This window comes from Bacillus sp. LJBS17 (assembly GCF_019334685.1).
In the GTDB taxonomy this organism is placed as follows: domain Bacteria; phylum Bacillota; class Bacilli; order Bacillales; family Bacillaceae; genus Bacillus; species Bacillus subtilis.
Genome location: NZ_CP079759.1, coordinates 2,642,873 through 2,665,469, shown reverse-complemented (window position 1 = coordinate 2,665,469; position 22,597 = coordinate 2,642,873). Strand labels below are relative to the sequence as shown.

Annotated in this window: 21 protein-coding genes; 13 read left to right on the top strand and 8 right to left on the bottom strand. The window is 38.7% G+C overall.

Annotated features, from left to right (window positions below; translation table 11 throughout):
- Nucleotides 1-120 precede the first annotated feature (120 nt).
- A complete protein-coding gene (locus tag KXZ66_RS13835; RefSeq protein WP_015714391.1) occupies nt 121-1,224 on the bottom strand; it encodes a 2-methylaconitate cis-trans isomerase PrpF family protein in 1,104 nt (367 codons plus the stop codon).
- Nucleotides 1,225-1,367: 143 nt separating this feature from the next.
- On the opposite strand from KXZ66_RS13835, the gene KXZ66_RS13830 reads away from it, so the two are divergent.
- Both KXZ66_RS13830 and KXZ66_RS13825 read left to right on the top strand, forming a co-directional pair.
- Nucleotides 1,368-2,237, top strand: a complete 870-nt coding sequence (locus KXZ66_RS13830; protein WP_015714390.1) for a LysR family transcriptional regulator — start codon at nt 1,368-1,370, stop codon at nt 2,235-2,237.
- Between the two features lie 114 nt (nt 2,238-2,351).
- Nucleotides 2,352-3,668, top strand: coding sequence for a citrate:proton symporter (locus KXZ66_RS13825; protein ID WP_151870135.1), 1,317 nt, complete (start codon nt 2,352-2,354; stop codon nt 3,666-3,668).
- A 275-nt stretch (nt 3,669-3,943) separates the two neighbouring features.
- Here the strand turns inward: KXZ66_RS13825 and KXZ66_RS13820 are convergent, their stop codons facing one another.
- Nucleotides 3,944-4,924, bottom strand: a complete 981-nt coding sequence (locus KXZ66_RS13820; protein ID WP_049141098.1) for an aldo/keto reductase — start codon at nt 4,922-4,924, stop codon at nt 3,944-3,946.
- 135 nt (nt 4,925-5,059) lie between these two features.
- Here KXZ66_RS13820 and sigZ point away from each other — a divergent pair, with 135 nt between their 5' ends.
- The 9 genes from sigZ to KXZ66_RS13775 all read left to right on the top strand — a co-directional run bounded on the left by sigZ (nt 5,060) and on the right by KXZ66_RS13775 (nt 13,836).
- Nucleotides 5,060-5,590, top strand: coding sequence for an RNA polymerase sigma factor SigZ (sigZ, locus tag KXZ66_RS13815; protein WP_021480181.1), 531 nt, complete (start codon nt 5,060-5,062; stop codon nt 5,588-5,590).
- A gap of 133 nt (nt 5,591-5,723) precedes the next feature.
- Nucleotides 5,724-6,479 (top strand): metal-binding protein ZinT, encoded by a 756-nt coding sequence (locus KXZ66_RS13810; RefSeq protein WP_049141099.1) that lies wholly within the window; start codon nt 5,724-5,726, stop codon nt 6,477-6,479.
- Nucleotides 6,480-6,785: 306 nt separating this feature from the next.
- Complete coding sequence (locus KXZ66_RS13805; protein ID WP_049141100.1) at nt 6,786-7,253, top strand: MarR family winged helix-turn-helix transcriptional regulator; 468 nt, start codon at nt 6,786-6,788, stop codon at nt 7,251-7,253.
- Between the two features lie 151 nt (nt 7,254-7,404).
- Nucleotides 7,405-8,814 (top strand): MDR family MFS transporter, encoded by a 1,410-nt coding sequence (locus KXZ66_RS13800; protein WP_049141101.1) that lies wholly within the window; start codon nt 7,405-7,407, stop codon nt 8,812-8,814.
- A gap of 520 nt (nt 8,815-9,334) precedes the next feature.
- Entirely contained in the window at nt 9,335-10,171 is an 837-nt protein-coding gene (locus KXZ66_RS13795) for a transketolase (protein ID WP_014664745.1), read from the top strand.
- Entirely contained in the window at nt 10,168-11,121 is a 954-nt protein-coding gene (locus KXZ66_RS13790) for a transketolase family protein (RefSeq protein ID WP_049141103.1), read from the top strand. The genes KXZ66_RS13795 and KXZ66_RS13790 overlap by 4 nt, the downstream gene beginning before the upstream one ends.
- 22 nt (nt 11,122-11,143) lie before the next feature.
- Nucleotides 11,144-11,902, top strand: a complete 759-nt coding sequence (locus KXZ66_RS13785) for an SDR family NAD(P)-dependent oxidoreductase (RefSeq protein ID WP_049141104.1) — start codon at nt 11,144-11,146, stop codon at nt 11,900-11,902.
- A 190-nt stretch (nt 11,903-12,092) separates the two neighbouring features.
- Nucleotides 12,093-13,433, top strand: coding sequence for an MFS transporter (locus KXZ66_RS13780; RefSeq protein WP_014664742.1), 1,341 nt, complete (start codon nt 12,093-12,095; stop codon nt 13,431-13,433).
- 253 nt (nt 13,434-13,686) lie between these two features.
- Nucleotides 13,687-13,836, top strand: coding sequence for a GapA-binding peptide SR1P (locus KXZ66_RS13775; protein ID WP_106610757.1), 150 nt, complete (start codon nt 13,687-13,689; stop codon nt 13,834-13,836).
- 86 nt (nt 13,837-13,922) lie between these two features.
- Here the strand turns inward: KXZ66_RS13775 and KXZ66_RS13770 are convergent, their stop codons facing one another.
- The 4 genes from KXZ66_RS13770 to KXZ66_RS13755 form a co-directional block, all read right to left on the bottom strand.
- Nucleotides 13,923-14,624 (bottom strand): FadR/GntR family transcriptional regulator, encoded by a 702-nt coding sequence (locus KXZ66_RS13770; protein WP_049141124.1) that lies wholly within the window; start codon nt 14,622-14,624, stop codon nt 13,923-13,925.
- A 512-nt stretch (nt 14,625-15,136) separates the two neighbouring features.
- Nucleotides 15,137-15,844, bottom strand: a complete 708-nt coding sequence (locus tag KXZ66_RS13765) for a YrpD family protein (RefSeq protein WP_032726255.1) — start codon at nt 15,842-15,844, stop codon at nt 15,137-15,139.
- Between the two features lie 458 nt (nt 15,845-16,302).
- Nucleotides 16,303-17,100, bottom strand: coding sequence for a glutamate racemase (murI, locus tag KXZ66_RS13760; protein ID WP_128740591.1), 798 nt, complete (start codon nt 17,098-17,100; stop codon nt 16,303-16,305).
- Between the two features lie 346 nt (nt 17,101-17,446).
- Nucleotides 17,447-18,490 carry a nitronate monooxygenase gene (locus KXZ66_RS13755; protein ID WP_049141106.1) on the bottom strand — a complete coding sequence of 348 codons (1,044 nt, stop codon included), beginning with the start codon at nt 18,488-18,490 and terminating at the stop codon, nt 17,447-17,449.
- Nucleotides 18,491-18,882: 392 nt separating this feature from the next.
- On the opposite strand from KXZ66_RS13755, the gene aadK reads away from it, so the two are divergent.
- A complete protein-coding gene (gene aadK / locus KXZ66_RS13750; RefSeq protein ID WP_049141107.1) occupies nt 18,883-19,746 on the top strand; it encodes an aminoglycoside 6-adenylyltransferase AadK in 864 nt (287 codons plus the stop codon).
- A gap of 215 nt (nt 19,747-19,961) precedes the next feature.
- Entirely contained in the window at nt 19,962-20,465 is a 504-nt protein-coding gene (locus tag KXZ66_RS13745; protein ID WP_049141108.1) for a DinB family protein, read from the top strand.
- Nucleotides 20,466-20,954: 489 nt separating this feature from the next.
- Here KXZ66_RS13745 and KXZ66_RS13740 read toward each other — a convergent pair whose 3' ends face one another.
- Together KXZ66_RS13740 and KXZ66_RS13735 are read right to left on the bottom strand one after the other, a co-directional pair.
- Nucleotides 20,955-21,221, bottom strand: coding sequence for a hypothetical protein (locus KXZ66_RS13740; protein WP_049141109.1), 267 nt, complete (start codon nt 21,219-21,221; stop codon nt 20,955-20,957).
- A 25-nt stretch (nt 21,222-21,246) separates the two neighbouring features.
- A complete protein-coding gene (locus tag KXZ66_RS13735) occupies nt 21,247-22,044 on the bottom strand; it encodes a hypothetical protein (protein WP_049141110.1) in 798 nt (265 codons plus the stop codon).
- Nucleotides 22,045-22,597: the final 553 nt, after the last annotated feature.

Here is a 22,597-nt window from a genome sequence, read left to right as displayed (position 1 = left end):
AACAATAACAATATAGAGGCTTTTTTTAAAGCCATGCCGGATTACAATGGATCTGTGCAAGAAGGCGCCTTCAATCCATCTATTAACGATGGAAAGGGAGAGGCTTTTTGCACAGTCCATCTACATCATTTGATAGTCTCCATGCGTATAAACTGTTCCGTCCATAATACGTCGTGCGGTACGGACGATCTTTATACCAGTGGGCTCCACCATTGTTTCAATAATACCAGAAGAATGAGCTAGCCGAACCTTTGTAGAGTGGTTTTTTGCTATTCTTGCAGGGATTGCACCTTCCACTGAAAGGGCTCTTGTTGTACATATCGCTCCAGTGACAGCCAGTGCTTGATGTGGCTTTTGCATGGACATCATCCTGATGTGTAAGTCCATCTCAACGTTTGAATGCCAAGCACCTGTACTATCCTTATATTTCTCTGGTTTTGATACTATAGCCAGTTTGGGGACAGCCGGCGATAACTTTGTAGCTGAAAATCGACTGGCAAAGCCGCATTTCTCTGCCGCAATGGATCTTAATTCTTCAAATTGAGCCAACTGGAGATCAGTAAATTCTTCTGCAAGTTCCGTTCCATCCAGGCCGATACTGCTCGCTTCCACAAAAACTAATGGATTTGCATAGTCGATAATAGACACCTCTATTTGGCCTTGACTTGTATCTAAAAACTCCGAACTATTTCCAGTAGGCAATAAATGACCGGTAACTGAACCAGCGGCATCATGAAAGTTTAAATAGATTGGAGATCCAGATCCAGGTACTCCAGATATCGTAACATCTCCGTCATATTTGACCTGACCGTCTTCCACTTGCACTTCCGCAATGATCATTTTATTCGTATTGGTATTCAGGATCCTTACCGCAGTCATTGGTTCTGTCGCTTTTACAAGTCCTTCTTCGATAGCAAATGGCCCAACAGCAGCGGAGATATTTCCGCAGTTCCCCTTAAAGTCCACTTTTTCTTCTGAAATGCTGACTTGACCGAAAGTATAGTGAACATCAATATCCGAGGTATGTGCTTTCTTGATTATCGCCACTTTGCTAGTAAGAGAATTGCCGCCACCCAAACCATCTATTTGTCTTTTATCAGGACTTCCCATGATATCAAGCAAAAAGGGCTCCCATTCGTTTTTATTGTTAGGCATGGCTGATTCATGGAAAAAAATTCCCTTGCTTGTTCCGCCTCTCATGATTGTTACATTCGTCTTGACCATCGTCATCATCCTCATCTGAAAGGTAGTGTTTTATGTTTTTCAGTGTAGAAGGTAAAAAAATAAAAATAAAATATAAGTTTTCTTAATATTCAATAAAAAAACTTTTATAATTGTCAAAAAAAGGACTAGAAAGGAAGATGAAAATGGATGAGAAAGATTGGATTTTATTGAAAATTCTTCGCGAAGAACAAAGTGTAACAAAAACAGCAGAACGATTATTTACATCACAGCCTTCCATCACTTATCGGTTGAATAAGATTGAGGAGATTTTCGGAATTGAATTATTCACCAAAAGGCATAAAGGAATTACCTTTACTGCGGAAGGAGAACACTTGGTTGCTTATGCAAGAAGAATGCTACAGGAACTTCAAGATACCAAAGATCATATTTCTAATCTAAGCAAAGAGGTGCAAGGACATCTAAGGCTGGGGGTATCAAGCAATTTCGCTCAATATAAGCTCCCTAAGTTATTAAGGGAATTTTCCACTATGTATCCTAATGTCCAATATAGTGTACAAACAGGCTGGAGCACAGATGTCATGAAATTATTAGATGCTGGTATTGTACAAGTCGGTATACTGAGAGGAAGCCATCGCTGGAAAGGGGTGGAGGAACGGCTGACACGGGAAAAATTACATATCATCTCAAAAAAACCAATAACGATAGAGCAGCTTCCTTTTTTACCTTTTATCAAATATAAAACTGATGCTTCTTTAAAAACGATTATAGAAGATTGGATGCATACGAATCTAAAACAAGCCCCCATTATTGCAATGGAAGTGGATCGACAAGAGACTTGCAAAGAGATGGTAAAGCATGGTCTTGGTTACTCCATAGCACCAGAAATTTGCCTGCAGGAATCTGATCATTTGTACACAATGGAACTGTATAATGCTAAGGGTAAGCCTCTAATGAGAGATACTTGGCTAATGTACGATCAAAAATCATTAGGAATCAAACTCGTTAAAGCATTCATTGATTTTTTAAAGGGTGAACAAATGGTAACCATTTAAAGTTATGATAGAATTTTTTTTGGAACACAGTAAAAAAATATTTATTTAACTTATTACACCGTATAAGATATGTTAATCAAAAGTCATTTGAAAGCGCATTCTTGGAGGTGTAATATGCTTACTATTTTAGGTTTTTCGATGGTAACTGTTTTTACAATATTAATAATGACAAAGAAAGTCTCGCCAATTGTTGCCTTGACCATCACTCCCATTGTTTTTGCTCTTATTGGAGGTTTTGGTAAGGATATTGGCGACATGATTTTAGAAGGAATTCAAACAGTTGCAAGTTCAGCGGCATTGCTATTGTTTGCTATTCTTTTTTTCGGAATTTTAATTGATGCAGGTTTATTTGATCCGCTAATAGAAAAAATTTTATCTATAGTAAAGGGAGACCCTGTGAAAATAGCGATAGGGTCTGCCGTCTTGGCAATGCTTATCGCTTTAGATGGGGACGGTACAACAACCTATATGATAACAGTCTCAGCAATGTTACCTTTGTATAAAAGAATTGGTATGAATCCCATGGTTATGGCGACATTAGCAATGCTGTCGTTGAGTATCGTTAGCGGAATGACTCCATGGGGCGGACCAGCTACAAGAGCGATTTCAGTGCTGGGTTTGGATCCTTCAGATTTCTTTGTGCCATTACTTCCGACCATGCTTGGAGGTATTGCTTGTGTGATATTTCTGGCTTTTCTAATGGGAAGGAAAGAGAGGAATCGAATAGGCATCGTTCAATTAGAGCCTAGTTATATAACAAAGGACAGCTCTCAATCTTATATGGCTGCTACTTTGGAGAGCGAACAATTGAAAAGGCCACGCTTAATATATCTTAATTTATTCCTCGTTATAAGTATCATGGTGTTTATTGTGCTTGGAACTAAGCATCCGTCAGTTTTATTTTTAATTGGTTTTGTTCTTGCCCTTACTATAAATTATCCGAATGTAAAAATGCAGAAGGAGCGAATCGCCGAGCATTCTGGTAATGCCATAACCGTGGTATTATTGGTATTTTCAGCAGGAGTATTTGCTGGTATATTATCCGGGACAAAGATGGTGGATGCCATAGCAGGATCATTGGTATCCATCATCCCCTCATCAATGGGAGAGTTTTTCCCCATTATTGTAGCACTCACTAGCATTCCGTTTACTTTTGTTTTATCAAATGATGCATATTACTTTGGTATGGTACCTATCTTTGCAGAAGCTGCCTCAGCATATGGTATAGAACCAGTAGAAATAGCAAGGGCTTCTATAATGGGGCAGCCGGTTCATCTGATGAGTCCATTAGTTGCGTCAACACTACTGTTAGTAAGCATGCTTAAAATTGACTTGGGATCATTTCAAAGGTTTGCCGTTAAGTGGGCTGTAATTACATCATTAGTTATTACGTTGTTAGCAATAATTACAGGGGCTATTACTATTTTGTAAAGAAACAATAATAATATTTAGACTGCCAATGAATCATTAGTTTGATTGATTTAAATACAGCTGAAAGGGGTCCCAAGCTGATCAAGCCAGTTGTCTTTCCAGTTACTCTATTGTTTAGGGTTCTTTTTTAGAAGCGGCAGCGTTTTTGTCGATGTTTAGCCAGCATTTTCAGCATGATGTGGAAAAGACAAGAGACAAACAAGCTCTTGTCTTTCCTAATATGATAGTTCAGTATAAATATATAAGAAAAATGTCAGTATTGAGTAATGAATGTATCACCAGGCGTATGCCTCAGGTGTCTCTCCTCCAGGTCCGGGAAAGATATCATTTAACATGCGGAGAATCTCCTTATCCAGACTGATTTCAACGGCTTTTATCGTATCACGCAGCTGCTCAACCGTTCGTGGTCCAATGATCGGCGCAGTTAAAACTGGATTCGCCAGCACCCATGCCAAAGCCACATTTGCTTCTTTTTCTCCTAGTTCTTTGCATAAATCTGAAAATTTCTCGAGTTGCAAACGATGTTTTTCAATTAAATCTGCTCTTTTTGCTGTACGAATTCCGGCATTGCTTTTCAATGCCTTCCCGCCAAGAAGCCCTCCTGCAAGGGGACTCCACGCCACTACTCCTAAACCAAGATCCCGTGCAGCCGGCAGCACTTCCATCTCAGCTGTTCGTTCTAATAAACTATACTTATGCTGTTCAGTGACGAGTCCCATGAATCGCCGTTTTTCAGCTTCAGCTTGCGCTTTAACTAAATGCCAGCCTGCAAAATTACTGGATCCAATATAGTCTACTTTGCCGGAGCGAACCTGAGTCTGAAAAGCTTCCCATATCTCATCCCACGGTGTCCGCCTATCGATATGATGCATTTGGTACAATTCGATATGATCTGTCTGAAGCCGCTTCAGTGATCCTTCCAGATGACGTCTGATTTTGTATAGAGACAAGCCCCTCATATCATTTGGTCCGTCATTCGGATCAGAAATCGGTTCATATACTTTTGTCGCCAGAACAACTTTCTCGCGGCGCTGTCCTCCTTGTGCAAACCATTTTCCAATGATGCTCTCTGTCAATCCTGCGTTTTTGCCCCAGCCGTAAATATTGGCAGTATCAAAAAATTGAATGCCGTTATCAAGCGCTTCATCCATGATACGGAACGCAGTCTTTTCGTCTGTATCAACTCCAAAATTCATCGTGCCTAAACATAAACGGCTCACCCGCAATCCTGTTCTCCCTAAATAGGTATACTCCACAACAAACCTCTCCTTTATCATTATTTTTTGCAACAGCTGCAATACAATTGATTCAACAATTGTTTCGCTCTTTGTTACGATTAAAAAGACGAAGCAAATGTAAAGCAGACGCAAAATTATAGGAGGTTTTTTCAAATGAATATAGAGGATCTATGGGATCAATTTCATCAGCCGTTAAAAACATATATTTCACATAGGGTTAACGATCAATCTATCGTTGATGACCTCTTGCAAATCGTATTTATGAAAATACAAGTGCATCTCCCAAATCTGATCGATGAACAAAAGATCGACAGCTGGATTTATCGGATCACTAGAAATACGATTATTGATTTTTACCGTACAAAAAAAACAAGCGAAATATTGCCTGATGTTCTACATTTTAATGACAGTGCAGAGGAAGAAAATTTCACCAAGGAAGCAACTGTGTGTATTCGATCGACCATCAAACGGTTGCCTGAAAAGTATCGAGAGGCTCTCGAGTTAACTGAATTCCAGGGGTTATCACAAAAAGAGTTGAGTGAAAAGCTCGGCATTTCTTACTCGGGAGCAAAATCAAGGGTACAACGCGGACGGAGAAAATTAAAACAGCTGCTTGAGGGGTGCTGTCATATTGAAGCGGATCGATATGGAAATATCGTAGACTTTCGTATTTTAAAGGAATAACTGATGAACAAAGTCAGTTATTCCTTTAAAATAGGCCATCCGCATGAAGAGCATTTTCCCTTTGATGTTTGTAAGAGATGTATGTATAATATAAATCGTAACGTTTTCGATTTAATAAAAAAGGAGTGTTGGAATGAACATTTTATTTTCAAAGCCGCTAGGCATATTAACGATTGGTTCATTACTAGTTTTGGCAGGATGTCAGACTTCCGGTTCTTCTGCAGGTGAGTCTAATCAAACAACATCCTCCTCAGCAGTTGAAGAAGACTCTTCCAAAACGCAAGAGCAAACATCTGACAGGCATATACACGAACATTCTCACGATCATAGTCATGCGCATGATGAAGAAACAGAAAAAATATATGAAGGCTATTTTAAAAACAGCCAAGTAAAGGATCGCTTACTTTCTGATTGGGAAGGAGATTGGCAATCTGTATATCCATACCTGCAAGATGGTACTCTTGACGAAGTGTTTTCATATAAATCAGAACACGAAGGCGGCAAGACAGCTGAAGAATATAAAGAGTATTATAAAAAGGGCTATCAAACAGATGTTGACCGTATTGTAATCCAGAAAGATACTGTAACGTTCTTCAAAAATGGAAAAGAATATTCTGGTAAGTATACGTATGACGGATACGAAATTCTAACCTATGATGCGGGCAATAGAGGGGTAAGATACATATTCAAACTAGCTAAAAAAGCAGAAGGGCTGCCTCAGTATATTCAGTTTAGTGATCATAGTATTTACCCGACTAAAGCTAGTCATTACCATCTCTATTGGGGGGACGACCGTGAAGCTTTACTTGATGAAGTCAAAAACTGGCCTACCTACTACCCGTCAAAAATGGGTGGACATGATATTGCCCATGAGATGATGGCTCATTAAATGAGGATTATTCTATGAAGTATGGTGCTTTTTTATCATAAAGTATGGAATGAAATGTTTATATGCCCCTGTATTAGCTGCTGACCCTTCGCCAGCAGCTTTTTGTCCTCTTTAGTTTTTTGCGTTTCTTCTCTCCGCCGACGGTGAGTTCTAACAAAATAAAGGTGGTCTATAAGCCCGACAGCATCCAATTAAAAGTCAAGGGACTGCCCTGATGTTACTAGTTATGATTTTCTCATTTTGTTGAAATAGAAACAAAAAATGAATATAATATGGCTAGTGCACCAACTGGTGGGAGGGCAGGCCATGAACAAAGAAGAACAACTCATATTGAATTTCAGAGACTTATTTAACAAGATGGTGTTGCTTAATAAGTCTAAGATGGAAGAAAGTTTGAAGGGGTACAAACCTTCTGAAGTACATTGTATTGAATCCATTGGGAAAAATGCTGATAGCAATGTGAGAAAACTTGCGGAGTCCCTTTATATGACGAGAGGTGCCATAAGTAAATTAACTAAGAAACTGATAAAAAAAGATCTTATTGAAAGCTACCAGAAGCCGGATAATAAAAAAGAAATTTATTTTAAGCTTACTGCGCAAGGAAAAGTAATTTATAACATCCATGAGGAACTCCATAAAGAGTTTCGAGAACGGGACAAAGTCGTTTTTGAACAAGTTACCGAGGAACAATTTGACAGTATGCTTAGCTTCGTGGAAAAGTACAGCAGGCATTTGGATACTGAAATAAAGAAACAGGGAATAGCTGTTAATTAGATCGGAAAAATAGAATACAGAAATCATAGACAGCCCAACTCTATTGTGAATGAGCTGTCTTTTTTTATTCTTATTTTTGTTGACAAGGAAACAATATGATGATATCTTTTTGTTGACAAGGAAACTAAATGGTTTCTGAGAGGAGAATAATATGTCAAAAGATCAAATAAAGAAATCAGGCTTATCGAAAGAAATTCTCTCGGCTGCCTGGGCAATTGCACTTGGAGCAATTGCCCCAATGCTTGATTCAACTATGGTAAACATCGCCATTGACAAATTAAATAAAGATTTCAGCACGACGTTGGATACCATTCAATGGTCCATTACAGGTTATGTTTTAGCCCTTGCTATTGCAGTTCCTGTATCCGGATGGCTTATGAACAAATTTAACGGAAAGAAAATCTTAATCGGTGCAGTCATCGCCTTTGGTGTAACTTCTGTTTTCGCTGGGGTTAGTTGGAATATTTCTAGCTTTATCTTATTCCGTTTACTTCAAGGGTTTAGCGCTGGAATTATTACCCCGCTTATGTCAACGCTATTGGTTAAAACAGCAGGCCGAGAACATATAGGAAAGGTGATGGCTATTGTCAGCACACCAATGATTTTGGGCCCAATCTTAGGACCTGTAATCGGGGGCTTCATCGTCCAAGCTACATCATGGCATTGGATTTTCTTCATCAACGTGTTCATCGTTTTGATTGCTGCACCACTGATGATGAAAACTCTTCCAGACTTTGAGCCATTCAACAAAAATAGCAAACTTGATATTTTTGGAATTATCAATTTATCCTTAATGAGTGCAGCAATGATATACGGAATTACGAAAGCAGCGGACCATGCATCATTTAACAATAGCGAAACAATCCTATGGGCGGGCATCGGCCTCGCTTTAGCTGTAATTTACATCGTATATAACCGAATCAGAAAAAATCAAACCGTACTCCCCATAAATTTGTTTGCACACAAAAACTTCTTAGCATCCAGCGTCGGGTTATTATTAGCGAATATTGCCGTCATGGGACCCATGTTAATACTTCCATTGTTCTTTCAAAACTTCCGTCATTTCACGGCAATCGAAGCCGCGCTAGCATTAATCCCCCAAGGAGTCGGGATGCTTGTTACTCGGCCAATGATTGGAAAAATGATTGATCGGATCGGTGCGAAATACGTCGTTATGGCCAGTCTTGTTCTTTCGCTTATCGGGTCTATTCCACTTATCTTTATCACCGATAAAACGAGTATGATTTGGATTTCCATCATATTATTCATCCGTGGGACCAGTTTTGGAGGAATTATGCTTCCATTGACGAGTGATGCTTATACAGGACTTGGCAGCAAACAACTTCCAGAAGCAGGTGTTGGTATTCATATTATTGAAAATCTCGGTTCGAGCTTTGGTACGGCTGTTATCGCCACTGTAGTCGCAACTGTCATGCAAGGGTTACAACCAACGATTGCGAATGACTTAAAAGGTTACCATGCCGGGTTCTTAGTTTCTGCAGTTATCCTTGCCACCATCTTCATTCCAAGTCTATTCCTCACACATAAAAAAGCTAAATAGAGAAATGGAAATTGTTGGATTGGTGTGTTTGTATCATATTTAATGTGCTGGAAGCGTTTATGAGACTGAATAATCTTTCGCGGTAAGAGGTTAGCAGAAGCAGCGCCGTTACCCAGCCCAAGATACAAAGAAAAAAGAGGCCTGGTTATAGACATTCCAAGCCTCTTCATACTTTTACTCCCTTCACATGTAACATCTCATCTTTTCCGATTTAGTACATTGATCTAGCTATTTTGATATGAGGGTGTGGTTCTTTCTATTAATTGAGTGGATTTGCTCAAAAAAGATCTTAAGGGTAATAACCAGTTGACACTGGCGTAGTGTGCTTATGACAATCTGAAATGGAACCAAGCTAGATGTTAAGTATTTGAGCTTTAATCCATTTAATTTTAAATTTTCAAAAAACGGTAGACAAACGCTTTCAGGAGTTGTATAGTGTTCTCATAAGTTACTTGTAATACAAGTGAACAAGTAACTGAGTATTCGTGTTTCTATCTTAATAATGACTGAGGTGATCGGAGTGAAAGAAATAAGTATTGCGGAACTCCAAGAGAAAGCCATTGAGCTTAGGAAAACAGCGGTAACAATGATTTACGAAGCGCAGTCCGGGCATCCAGGAGGTTCATTATCTGCTGCTGATATCATCACAGCCCTTTATTTTAAAGAAATGAAAATAGATCCCAAAAATCCCAAGTGGGAAGACCGGGACCGTTTTGTCTTATCGAAAGGCCATGTGGCGCCTATTCAATACGCTGCTTTAGCGCTGCGAGGCTTTGTCCCTTATGAAAGCGTATACAAATTAAGGCAGTACGGCTCGCCTTTTCAAGGGCATCCTGATATGAAGAAATGTCCAGGGATCGATATTTCAACTGGCTCACTAGGCCAAGGGCTTTCCTGCGGTGTCGGTATGGCGCTTGCAGGAAAACGGGACGACAAAGATTACCGGGTGTTCGCTATGGTAGGTGACGGAGAATGCCAAGAAGGACAAATTTGGGAAGCGGTTCAAACAGCAGTGAAATACAGCCTTGATAACTTAATTGTTTTTGTCGACAATAACCGTCTGCAAATTGATGGATTCTGTGATGAAGTAATGCCACTTCAAGACATCGAGAAAAAGTTCGAAGTATTTGGTTTTGAAACAAAGCGAATTGATGGACACTCGATGGAAGAGATTGTAGAGACTTTAGACATCGTAACAAAAACGAAAAATGGAAAGCCGAAATGCATTGTAGCAGACACGATTAAAGGCAAAGGCGTGTCTTACATGGAAAATATCTGCTCATGGCACGGAGTAGCGCCAAAGGAGAAAGAATACGAACAAGCATTAGAGGAACTGGCAGGAGGTTTAAGATCATGAGCCAAACCGAAAAAGCATTAATCACGAAAAAAGCGACGCGGGAAGCTTTCGGTGATGAAATCGTTCATTTGGGAAAAGAAAATAAAAATATTTACGTAATCGATATCGATATCGGCAAGTCATGCAAAACAGGAGAATTCATAAAACAGCTCCCCCATCAGCATGTGAACGTCGGGATTGCGGAACAGAACGGCGCCGGCCTGGCAGCAGGTTTGGCGACAACAGGTAAAATCCCATTTGTAAGCACTTATGCCGTCTTCGGTTCGCTGCGCATGGCGGAACAAATTCGCCAAGAAGTTTGCTATCCAAATTTGAATGTGAAAATCGCCTGCTCACACGGCGGACTAACGCCGGGAAACGATGGCGGGAGCCACCAGGCGATTGAGGATATGGGCGTCTTAAGATCATTCCCAAATATGACTGTGATCATGGGTGCTGACTACCACTCAACTAGAAAACTGATCAGGCGGGCAGCGAATACGTACGGCCCAATGTATCTGCGTTTTACTCGAGACGCAGTGCCGGTTATTTACGACGAAAATGAAGAATTTATCATTGGAAAAGCCAAACGATTAAAGCACGGAAAAGATATCGCAATCATTGCGAATGGCGATACAGTATATCTTGCCTTAGAAGCGGTCAAACAGCTGGAAGAGCAAGGGATTTATGCAACACTTTTAGACATGCATACAATCAAGCCTTTGGATAGAGAAGCCGTGGTAGAGTGTCTGGATATCGGCAATATCGTGACTGTAGAGGATCACAACATCCTGAATGGACTGGGAAGTGCTATATGTGAAGTAGCAGCGGAAGAAGGGAGGGGCCGAGTCAAACGAATCGGAGTGCAGGACCGGTTTGGAGAATCAGCTCCTTATGAGAAGCTGCTGGAAATCAACGGCATTACCATCGAAAACATTATAAAAACGGCCAAGGATATGCTTAGAAGATAAAATATGAAAGTGGGAGAACGCCATGTTTACATTAAATGATCAGGTAGCTATCGTGACAGGAAGTGGGTCTGAAAAAGGAATCGGCAGAACCATTGCATTAACTCTTGCCAAACAGGGAGCTTCAATTGTAGTAGCAGATATGAATCAGACAGGTATTCTAAAAACAGTAGAAGCTATCACAGAAAGCGGAGGGAGAGCGGTTGGTGTAGAAGTTAATGTAACGAATAAAGAATCAGTTGACCATATGATAGCCAAAACACTTGAAGAGTTCGGGCGCATTGATATTTTAGTGAATAACGCAGGAATTTCTCAAAAAGTAACGGTACAGGATATGACATTGGAAGATATGACAAGAGTATTCAACGTCAATATGTTTGGACTGTTCTTGTGCACACAAGCCGTTTTAGAAACAATGAAAAAGCAGCAATATGGCCGTATTATCAATCTTTCTTCTGTATCTGCAAAAAGGGGCGGCGGCGTTTTTGGCGGTGCCCATTACTCCGCTTCCAAAGCAGCCGTATTAGGCTTTTCTAAAAACCTTGCCCGTGAAGTAGGGAAGGATGGTATAACTGTGAATTGCGTAGCGCCTGGCCTTATCAATACCGACATTTGGAAATCACTTTCTGAAGAAGATGCGAAAAAAGTCATTGATAATATCCCCATGGGTCGCCCGGGTGAAACAGAAGAAATTGCCTCCGCAATTACATTTTTGGCTACTAAGGAAGCAGCCTACATCACAGGGGAAGAAATTGATATTAATGGCGGTTCACACATGGACTAGTGGATCTATGCAGAGCAGGTATGTTAAGCATGCCTGACCCTCTTCTATCAAAGACGAAACAAAACAAGAGAAAAATGTAAGCGTTTAACAAAAAGAGGAGAACTTTCTGTTTTTGAAGAAAATGTGATGTTTTTATCTTTGGACAGGGCAGCACCTAGAAGGACAAAACTAGGGTTAAGGGGGAGTCTTTTTGGATCAATTAGCATTAGAGCGTTCAACTACTCGTAAAGTAACAATCCGGTTAATTCCATTTTTATTCTTATGTTTTATTATCGCGATTTTAGACCGAGTTAATATCGGTTTTGCAGCTCTCCAGATGAATGAGGATCTAGGGTTTTCAAATGCTGTATTTGGACTGGGAGCAGGGATCTTCTTTCTTGGTTATTTCATTTTAGAAGTTCCGGGTAGTGCTATCATGACAAAAATCGGGGCGAGAAAATGGATTAGCCGGATTATGATCACTTGGGCCATCATCGCGATATTAATGGCTTTTGTACAAGAACCATGGCAGTTTTATACTGCGCGGTTTTTATTAGGTGCTGCGGAAGCTAGTTTTTATCCATGTATGGTCTTTTATTTGAGTGGATTTTATCAAACGAAACACCATGCTAAAGCAATTGCTGGATTTATGCTGGCCATCCCCGGGGCGAATGCATTGGGTTCTCCGCTTTCTACATTTCTCTTAGGAATTGAATGGCTTGATATATCTGGATGGCAGTGGCTGTTTATTTTAGAAGCGATTCCTGCACTTATACTTGGTGTAATTGCATTTTTTTACCTAGATGACAAAATCGAAGATGTGAAATGGCTGAATAAAGATGAAAAGCGGTGGCTTATTAACGTAACAACAAAAGAAAGGATGGAAAAAGAACAGGTAAAGCACTATACATTTGCTCAAGCCTTAAAAGATCGGGATGTGTTAATTCTATCGATCGGCTATTTTTGCTGGATGATTGGATATTACGGCATTAATATGTTCTTGCCGACGATCTCACAAGGATTATCTGAAACGATTTCCCTAAGCACACAGGGGATGGGCTGGCTGTTAGGCGTTATGTATTTCTGCGCTATGGTGGTTATGATTTTCGTTGGAAATCATTCTGACAAGAAAAACGAAAGACTCTGGCACGTAGCTGCTTGTTTAACTGTCAGTGCTGTTGCAATGGTCATTAGCAGCTATGTAGCAAATTCAAGTGTTATATTAGCATTTGTATTTTTAACAATTGCGTTATGCGGCGCTTTTGGTGCCTATTCTCCTTTTTGGGCAATTCCGCCTTCTTTCTTAACAGGAGCTGCAGCGGGTGGTGCGATAGCATTAATCAACAGTATCGGAAATCTTGGCGGATTTTTCGGTCCATACATTGTCGGTTATATTAAGGATATGACAGGTTCTTTTAATATAAGTATGATTTTCTTAGGCTTAAGCATGATCCTAGCTTCTCTAATTCTTGTATTTCTGGTGAAACAGTCTGGAAAAGCGCTTAAAGTAAAAAATGACACATATAAATCCAGCATTGAAAAGTCTAGTTGAAAAGGTTTGTGTTTAAGAGCCAATGGGTGATGTTCATAACGACAGTCATTTTTTGAATATAGAAAACTCAAAATCTTGCAAAGTGTCCATAAAAATTTAAGGCTAATCAGCGAAAGGATGATCCAGGAATGAACTGTGGTCACAGTCGCGAATCACTATTACTATCGTGCCAGACGTTGTGGGGAAGCGGCCATCAAGCCCTTGATTTGATGAGGGCATTTGTGAAATAAAAATGATTGGAGGCAATAAAACCATGGTACAGAAATCAAAAGTGCAACAAGATACGATTGTATGCCAGGTGTGTGAAAAAGTGATCGATACAGTTTATAGTTCTGAAGGTGTTAAAGTGTTATATGGTATTTGTCAAAGATGTTTAGGATCAGAAGACCAAAAAGGAGAATAGGTAGGTAAAGGCGTATAGAAATGGAGGTCATATTATAGCCACTATACGCCAGATTTTTTTAAATAAAGGGCTTCTTCTAACAGAGTTTAGCTTTTCCAATATCGTTCATATAAGTTCTGCATGTGGGCAGTCATTCGCTCAACAGCTTCTTTTTCGTTACGGTCTTCAATTGCTTTAATAATCAGTTTATGTTCCTGAAAATTCACTTCGCGGTATTCTGAACGAGTAACGGTTCGGTCACGAATAAACCGCCACATTTCCTGCTGCTTCATAGCATTTGTGATAGCGGACATGAAGGTAATAAATAAATCATTATGTGATGCTTTCGCAATCCCCATATGCAATTGTTCGTCAGTTTCAGGAACGTACACACCAGACATCGTTTCTTCTTCCATTTTTTTTATTGTCTTCCTAAGCTCCTGAATATCATCGTCAGTCGCTCTCAAAGCCGCAAATTTTATAATTAAAGGCTCAAAGTGCATTCTTGCCTCCACAATATCTTCCGGAGATGCTGACTCCATGGAAGCAGAAATCCCATTGGTTATTGTGGTATTCTTAACAAACACACCTTCTCCCTGGCGAGAATAAATGACCCCATTCATTTCCAAGGCACTCAAAGCCTGCCTAACCGGCGCGCGGCTGACACCAAACTGCTCACATAATTCCCTTTCTGAAGGCAGTTTATCACCTACTTTAAAAGAACCTAACTGAATTTCCGAAAGGATCTGATTATAAATTTGTATGTATAATTTTTTATTGGAAACAGGATTGAATTTAATAAAAATCATTCCTTTCAATTGTCATACAAGTATATTTATTATATACCTTTCAGATTTGAAGGGCAAAATAATTATTCCTCAAAATGTTCCTGTAATCGGGAACTAAAAGCCTCTGTGCTTACTAATCCTACGGAAATCAGAGGGGAATGAAAGCAAAAGAAGATTGATTAGAAGAGATGCCCGTCCAATGACTTTTATCCCTTAAGAGAGTGGTATGCATAGTAGACAACTGTAAAAAACAAATGAAGAGAATGTAAAGGGGAACCTTAATTTTTTCCGCGCTTATCACGTAGTATGTAGCTGAAAAGAAGGTGAACACAGACAAGTGATTCGTTTTAAAAAGAACCGCCTTCGACCATAATAAGTGTTAGCGGGTTTCCCGTACAATCAGCTGGCTGTCTAGCTGCCGGCAGGCTGCTTCTTAGACGGCATGAACCAAAGCTAACTGTTAAATCGAAATGAAAAAAGGGCCTTTTAAAGCCCCTTTTAAGCCAATTGCCGCACTGGTTGCTCAACATGTTTTAATTTTTCACAACGGACAAACTGACACTGTTGCCTGAGACTGTTACTTTAGCGAAGTCTTGTGTATCAATTACAGGTGTTATTGCTTTGTTGTCGATGGTGATGTTTGTAAAAGATGTTGAAAAATTTGATTTGATAGATTGGCGTGACCCTGTTGTTGCAACTGTAGCGAGCGCTTTCCATTTTGAGATGGAGCCGACATTTGTTTTGCTGATTTCTGAGATGAGACGGCCGTTGTATCCGGCATTGTTCGTGCCCCAGTATGTAGCGCGGGTATTGCCGTTAAGGTTTTTGTAAATGGTAAGTTGTACGGTGCTGCCGGGACGGAAGCCTTTCGTATTCGTGAATTGGCTTCCTCCTTCGAGGTACTGAACCTGATCCTGTCCTTTTGAACCAACTTTCATATATGGTTTCCATACATTATATTTATCACTGTACTGAAGCCCAATATCGGATTCTGTGCCTCCGCTAAAACCAGAGTAGATGTAGGCTGTCCCATTTGAAACCTGAGTGGAGCTAGGAAGCTGGATTTTCGTAACAAGAATGGCACCATTACTGTTCAAGTAAGCCCTCCCGCCGATTCCATCAGTTAGCTGTGATGCAGCTTCTGCGGTTTTTGGACTAATAATACCCGGCACATCTACTGCACATGTGCCAAAAAGCACGGTTGCCGTAAGCGCACCCGCAAGCAGACCTTTTTTCATCATCATTATTTCCCCCTATCATTATAATTAGAAAACGCTATCATCTTGTATTATAAAACATTATGAAAATAATTCCATAATAAACATGCACATAGATACAGAATTTACACATTATGACTTTGTGCATCTGGCAAACGGTCGATTTCTAATCTCGAAAAATGTCCTGTGAAGTGTAAATGTTACGATAACTTTTCAATCGAGACTTGTGTTTTATTGAAATAGAAAAGCTATAGAGAGGGGGTAGAAATAAGAGGGGAAAGAGAGAAAACACTGTAATCAGATATGTGTGTATAACTCAATTGTTTGTTAGAAAAAAAGTGGGCTTTTTAAGCCCGCTTCTTAGTTCATGTTTCTCTTCAGGAGATTGTCTTTTTCATTTACATTGGATAACAAACCCGAATTCATACTTCTCCCTTTTGTAAATTTACTGAAAAATTGTTTATAACCAGAGCCCCTTACATTCAATGTCCAACATGACTCCTTTGATTTTCATCTAATATTTCAAACAATCTTTTGTACTTTGATATGACTTCTTGGTCCACAATTTTATGGCCAGAATTGAAAAAGGTGATTGAGCCCGATCCTTTACCAAGCTGATTACGATCTGTAAGAACTTTTTTCAACTGTTTTGCAGTACCGACACTGCCTGAAATAATATCAACTTTTATCCCAAACAGTTTTTCAAAACTGTTTTTGAAAAAGGGAAAATGTGTGCATCCTAACACAATCGTTCCATATTGTTTCAAATCAAAAGAAGCTAGTTCGTTCTCTAGATATTTAATGATCTTGTCTTCACCAAAATCAAAGTTCTCAGCAAATTCAACTAGTCCTGGAAGCGCTAAGTAATCAACAAGGTCATGGTGATCAATTTCTTTAACTAGATGATGAAATTTCTCTTCTTTAAGCGTCAAATGAGTAGCAACTACCAGAACTCTTTTTCTTTCCTCTGTACATTTATTTATAGCAGGCTTTACAGCGGGTTCGATTCCGATTATCGGAAAGTCGAAATTTCTCCGAAGATCCTCTATCGCAATGCTAGTAGCGGTATTACACGCAATAACAAGAGCTTTGATATTTTGACTGGCCAAAAATTCAGCTGCATTAAAAATATATTCTTTAACTTTTCCCTTTGATTTTTCACCGTATGGAACGTTTACCGTATCTGCATAAAAAATGTAATCTTCATTAGGAAGAACTTTTATGGCCTCATACAATACAGTCATGCCACCAATTCCAGAATCAAAAAATCCTATTTTCATCACTTCTCACGCTTTCTGTCTCATTCTTTTTTTATCATATGACTTTATATCATCTGAATCAAACGAAAAACAACCATTTTACTATTCGAATTTAATATGGGAGCTATCGATTTTTCGAATAGATAGCAAAACTTGAGAAGAGGAGATAAGATCGAAATGTTGGTGATGTATTGTGGTTGTGGTGAAATCATTAAGATCGCATCGTATCAATGGGATGATTGATAACCCGAATCAATTAGCTTTGAAAATGTAGGAGTATTTAGATTTCCAGAGTCAGAGGATGAAATTACGAAAAAAAGCAAACTGCCTGTCGAAGTTTGCTTTTTGCTCTATCAATGAGGTGCGCCTATATTTTTATATCCTCTTGGCAAAGCTGATTTAAAAGCTGCTTAACCGAAATTTCCTCAGTCAATGACCGTATCCCTTGACCTGCCCATAAAGACATCTGATCATGGTTATTTTGAAGTGAAGCCTTCTGTCTCATTGCCTTCGTTAGTGTATTTTGATAAGGGTACGGAAGGGTTTGTGTCTCAAACTGTTCTTTTTCTTCCATCCATTTATTTACGATTCCTCTGGCCTCTTTACCTGAAAATAATGTTGTAAGCTTTGTATCTGCTTCGTTTGCCTCTAGTATTTTCTGTTTATGCACTGGATGTGCGCTGCTCTCGTGACAAATTAAAAAGGCAGACCCAATTTGAACGCCTTGGGCTCCAAGAGTTAAAGCTGCTTTTACTCCTCTGTGGTCTATCATTCCCCCAGCAGCTATGACAGGTACACTCAATGCATCTGCTGCTTGTGGAATCAGAGCCATTAAACCTATGGCAGATTCACCTTTGGAAGGTAAAAATGCTCCGCGATGTCCACCGGCTTCGCTTCCTTGAAGGACGACGATATCCATTCCCCGTTCCTCCATTAACAATGCTTCTTCCACTGTTGAAGCGGTTCCAATTAAACAGCATCCAGCAGTTTTTAGCTCCTTGACTGCGTCTTCCGGCGGCAGATCAAAAGTGAATGAGCAAGCCTTTACCTTGTATCTTAAAATCATATCAATTTTTTGATAGAAATCATCCCACTCTTCTTGCACAGGTGTGAATTGATTTGCTTGATTCGCTAACGGTATGTTTGCTTTCCACTTTTTAACCTGGTCTTCTGGCGGCATTTCTAGACCTAGCGGAACAAACACATTAATTTGAAAAGGAGCGTCTGTCAGCTCAAACATTTCTTTTATTTGTTGTTCTAGCAGTTCTGGTTTAAGGTACCCCGATGCTAAACTACCAAGAGCCCCTTGATTTGAAACAGCAGATGCCAGTCGAGGCTTTGTAATGCCGCCAGCCATTGGAGCTTGAATAATCGGTTTTGTTAAGGAAAACTTCTTCATAAATTCATTCATACCGAATCCCCCCGTTAAGACATGACTTTTGAAAAAGTGTCATTTTTAAGTTTACTCAAAAACTCGTATTCGCTTAAATATATCGTTTTCCTTCTTTTTGTCAATCTCTCGTACCAGTTAACATGTCGATAAAGCAGGGGAGATTAAAGTGTGTCAAAGTTAGTGTCGTCCCATGGCGGCTCTACAAAAAACTGAATATTCATGTAGTCCCTCATAGTTGATATCTGATTTTGAGATGTCTTGCATCTTAATTTTGAATGATATATAGGAGAACATCATGTAAAATAAAGCTTAGAAGAATACATCACATTCAAGAGTGAAAAAATCTATAAGACGTACAGATCAATATTCGGTTTTACAGTTAGAATAAGGCTGAAACGGAAGTACATGCGATGCGAAGTGAGCAGGAAATGATGGACATTTTTTTGAACTTTGCTTTGAACGATGAGAGAATCCGATTGGTCACTTTGGAAGGGTCGCGTACAAACAGAAATATCCCTCCTGACAACTTCCAAGATTATGACATCTCGTATTTTGTAACTGATGTAGATTCTTTTAAAGAAAATGATCAGTGGCTCGAAATCTTTGGGAAGCGCATTATGATGCAAAAACCAGAAGATATGGAGCTTTTTCCTCCCGAATTAGGTAATTGGTTTTCATACATCATTCTTTTTGAGGATGGCAACAAATTAGATCTAACCCTTATTCCAATTCGTGAAGCAGAAGATTATTTTGCTAATAACGATGGTTTGGTTCAGGTCTTGCTCGATAAGGATTCGTTCATCAACTATAAAGTGACCCCAAATGATCGCCAATACTGGATGAAAAAGCCGACTGCAAGGGAATTTGATGATTGCTGTAATGAGTTCTGGATGGTTTCGACATACGTAGTAAAAGGACTAGCAAGAAATGAAATCCTTTTTGCCATTGATCATTTAAATGAAATTGTACGTCCTAATTTATTGAGAATGATGGCCTGGCATATCGCATCTCAGAAAGGGTATTCATTTAGTATGGGGAAGAACTATAAATTTATGAAACGGTACCTTTCAAATAAAGAATGGGAGGAACTCATGTCTACATATTCTGTGAATGGGTATCAGGAAATGTGGAAATCTTTATTTACTTGCTATGCATTATTTAGAAAGTATTCAAAAGCTGTATCAGAAGGTCTTGCATATCAGTATCCTGATTACGATGAAGGCATCACTAAGTATACGGAAGGTATTTATTGCTCAGTAAAGTTAAGAATATAGGATTGTCTTCATATGATATTTGATTCTCGCTGACGATGTAGACCAAGTCGTCACCATGTTTGTAAAAAGATGCGAAAATCGTAACGTTTAAGAATGTCTACGCACTTTACTATAGATTATTTTTGTCCGAAATTTTTGATATTTTTAACGAAACGAGGCATTATAATTAACCTATAAGCACATTGAAAAACAAAAGATTGAAAAGGAGGATTTTTGTGTTTCAGACCTTAGACCATTTTTTGAAATCTTGGGAGTTCGAAGCAGATGCTACACAGAAACTATTAAATAGTCTGACTGATGAATCACTTAAACAAGAAATAACTTCACAAAATTGGACTCTAGGCCGTATTGCTTGGCATACTGTTGCTGCCATTGGCATCATTACCTCAAACACAGACTTAACGTTCCAAGCCCCAGCTGAAGATTATCCTGTTCCAACTTCTGCTCAGTTTATAGCTGACAGCTATCATCAAGCCAGTAATGCATTTGTACAGGCATTAAAAACCCAATGGACTGACCATACACTTCAAGAACGTATCAACTTTATTGGACAACAAATGCCTAACGGCTCACTTTTGATGTTTTTGATTCAACATCAAAATCACCACCGAGGACAAATGACTGTTCTCATGAGACAAGCAGGTTTAACTGTTCCAGGTATTTATGGTCCAGCAAAAGAAGAATGGACCAAATTTGGTTTGGAAGCCCCGAAAATGTAATCAACCTTTTTATAAAAATGTTACGCTATGACAACATATTAGAAGATGTTTTGATCATTCTCTATTCAAAACATGTTCTTTTTTTGTGCGTTTACCAATGATAAGAACATATTCGAATCATTTTTATTCCAAACAAGAATGCCATCGCCATTTCAAACGAAACGGCACTATCAATGGCTAATATTAATTAATATTTGATTGCACCTTCAGCCCTTGAAGCTCCTGATTTCGCAAATGGCTTATTTATATCATCCTGTAACATAGGAACAACAATTGGTTCAGCTGTAGGCGGGTTATTTATATCAGAAATGGGTACAAAAAACGTCATATTGGTGGGAATTCTACCATTGATACTAAGTTGGGTAAGTATTTTTCTAAGAACTTATATGTTCTCTTCTGCACAACAACTTTCTAGACAGGGAATACATTTGCTTTAAAAACCCCGCTTTTAAAAGTGGGGTTTTTTTGAATTCGTTTTAAGGGTGTTAACTATTCTTCATCTTCAAAGAAACCAAATAGTTTTTCTTCATCATATTCATATTTACGTCCTAGATTATCTGTATCTCTTTCGTGCTGTAAAAGGACCTTATAGTTTTTTCCCTTTGAAGATTCGTCTTCAATAACACTTAGGACGGTTACTTTATCGTTCTCATATGTCTTTGCAAAAAGTCTAATTTCCTCAATTGTATCCTTTAAATCTGTCTCGTCACCATTAAAAAAGTCTAAAGAAACTTCAGTTGTATATTTTTCAATCATGGTTAGCTCCCCGCTAATGAATGTTTTAGTTCTTAAAGGATAACGGAAATTGTGTATTTTTACTACTGTCTGCTGTATTAATAATGACACGATGATGAGTCGTAGAAGTGTCTTTTGTGCTTATATTTTTATTAAATTGCTTTCTATAGAATGTCCGCCATGGACCACCTTTGTCACGAGAAGACCAAGCTTGATCGGGCTGTGTCATCGTTAATCTTCTCAGTTCAGCGACATCTACATCTTTTCCATATTGAGTTCTATTACTTGTAGATTTTCGGCTTGCGTCATACTTGTGTCTTTTATACGCATGTTCACTTATAAAATCTTTTTTAATTGTACCACCATTCTTTTTATATGGAACATCTTTAGTGATTTTTGGTTTTTTCGGCTTAGGCTTCGGTTTAGGTTTTGGCACCTTTCTAAGCATTTGAAACTGTGGCGATGCCTTTTCTTGATTTGTAACTGCTGTTGTAATTGTCGCTGATTGTTCTTCGGTATCTGTTAAAGATACTGAAGTTAATTTGTTGTTATGTACAACTAAATTTAACTTTAAAATGGTTGTTTTGTTATCAATATTAGTATAGAAATAATTTACTTGGTTTGTTGAATTTGGACTAAAATCGCTTGAATTAAATAATTCTAATAACTCTTCCTCAGTTATAAGTTTTTTGCCGTTTTTATCAACAATTTTATCTAAACCATTAATTGTTGATTTTTGGAGATGCGCACTTTCTACTTCTTTTGCTTTGACTTCACTGCCATCAATAGCAAATAAAGAAATAAGTAGACTGAAAGTAAGTATTGTCAATAAAACTTTCTTCATATTTTTTCCTCCTTTTTATCTGTTACTCAAGTATTATAACGCAACTAACAAGAAAAAAAAGTATTTTCATCATAAATTTTCAATTGATTGAAAAAAATGATAAAGAGGGATTGAGAGATATTCAATATATGAAAAGATGAATTGAGTAGATATTATTCACAACTTAGGAGAACCATATTATTGAGGTTCATCGATTGCGGAGGCTACTCTATGGTTCAGAAATTCCAATCAAACATTCAGGTGTTGCTCAATTTCGACTAGAAGCAGCTGCGCCAAAAGGAAGCCTATTGGAAGAGTCTAGCTAAGTTGCAACAAATGGATACAAGAGGGGAACGTTTTCTCAAAAGGGAAGGTAGTGTATTACTGTAATTCATACAATGAGTAAAGCCTCCCAGGTATAATCTTTACTTCGTTCGACAAATTCTGCAAATTGTAGACAACTTCCTGATTACTTGGATAATTAACTGGATAGGAGGGGAAAAGTTGTCATATTTCATTATACTTATCATCGTTCTATTATCGGAGCATTGGTAACAGCAGCAGTCGGTATCAT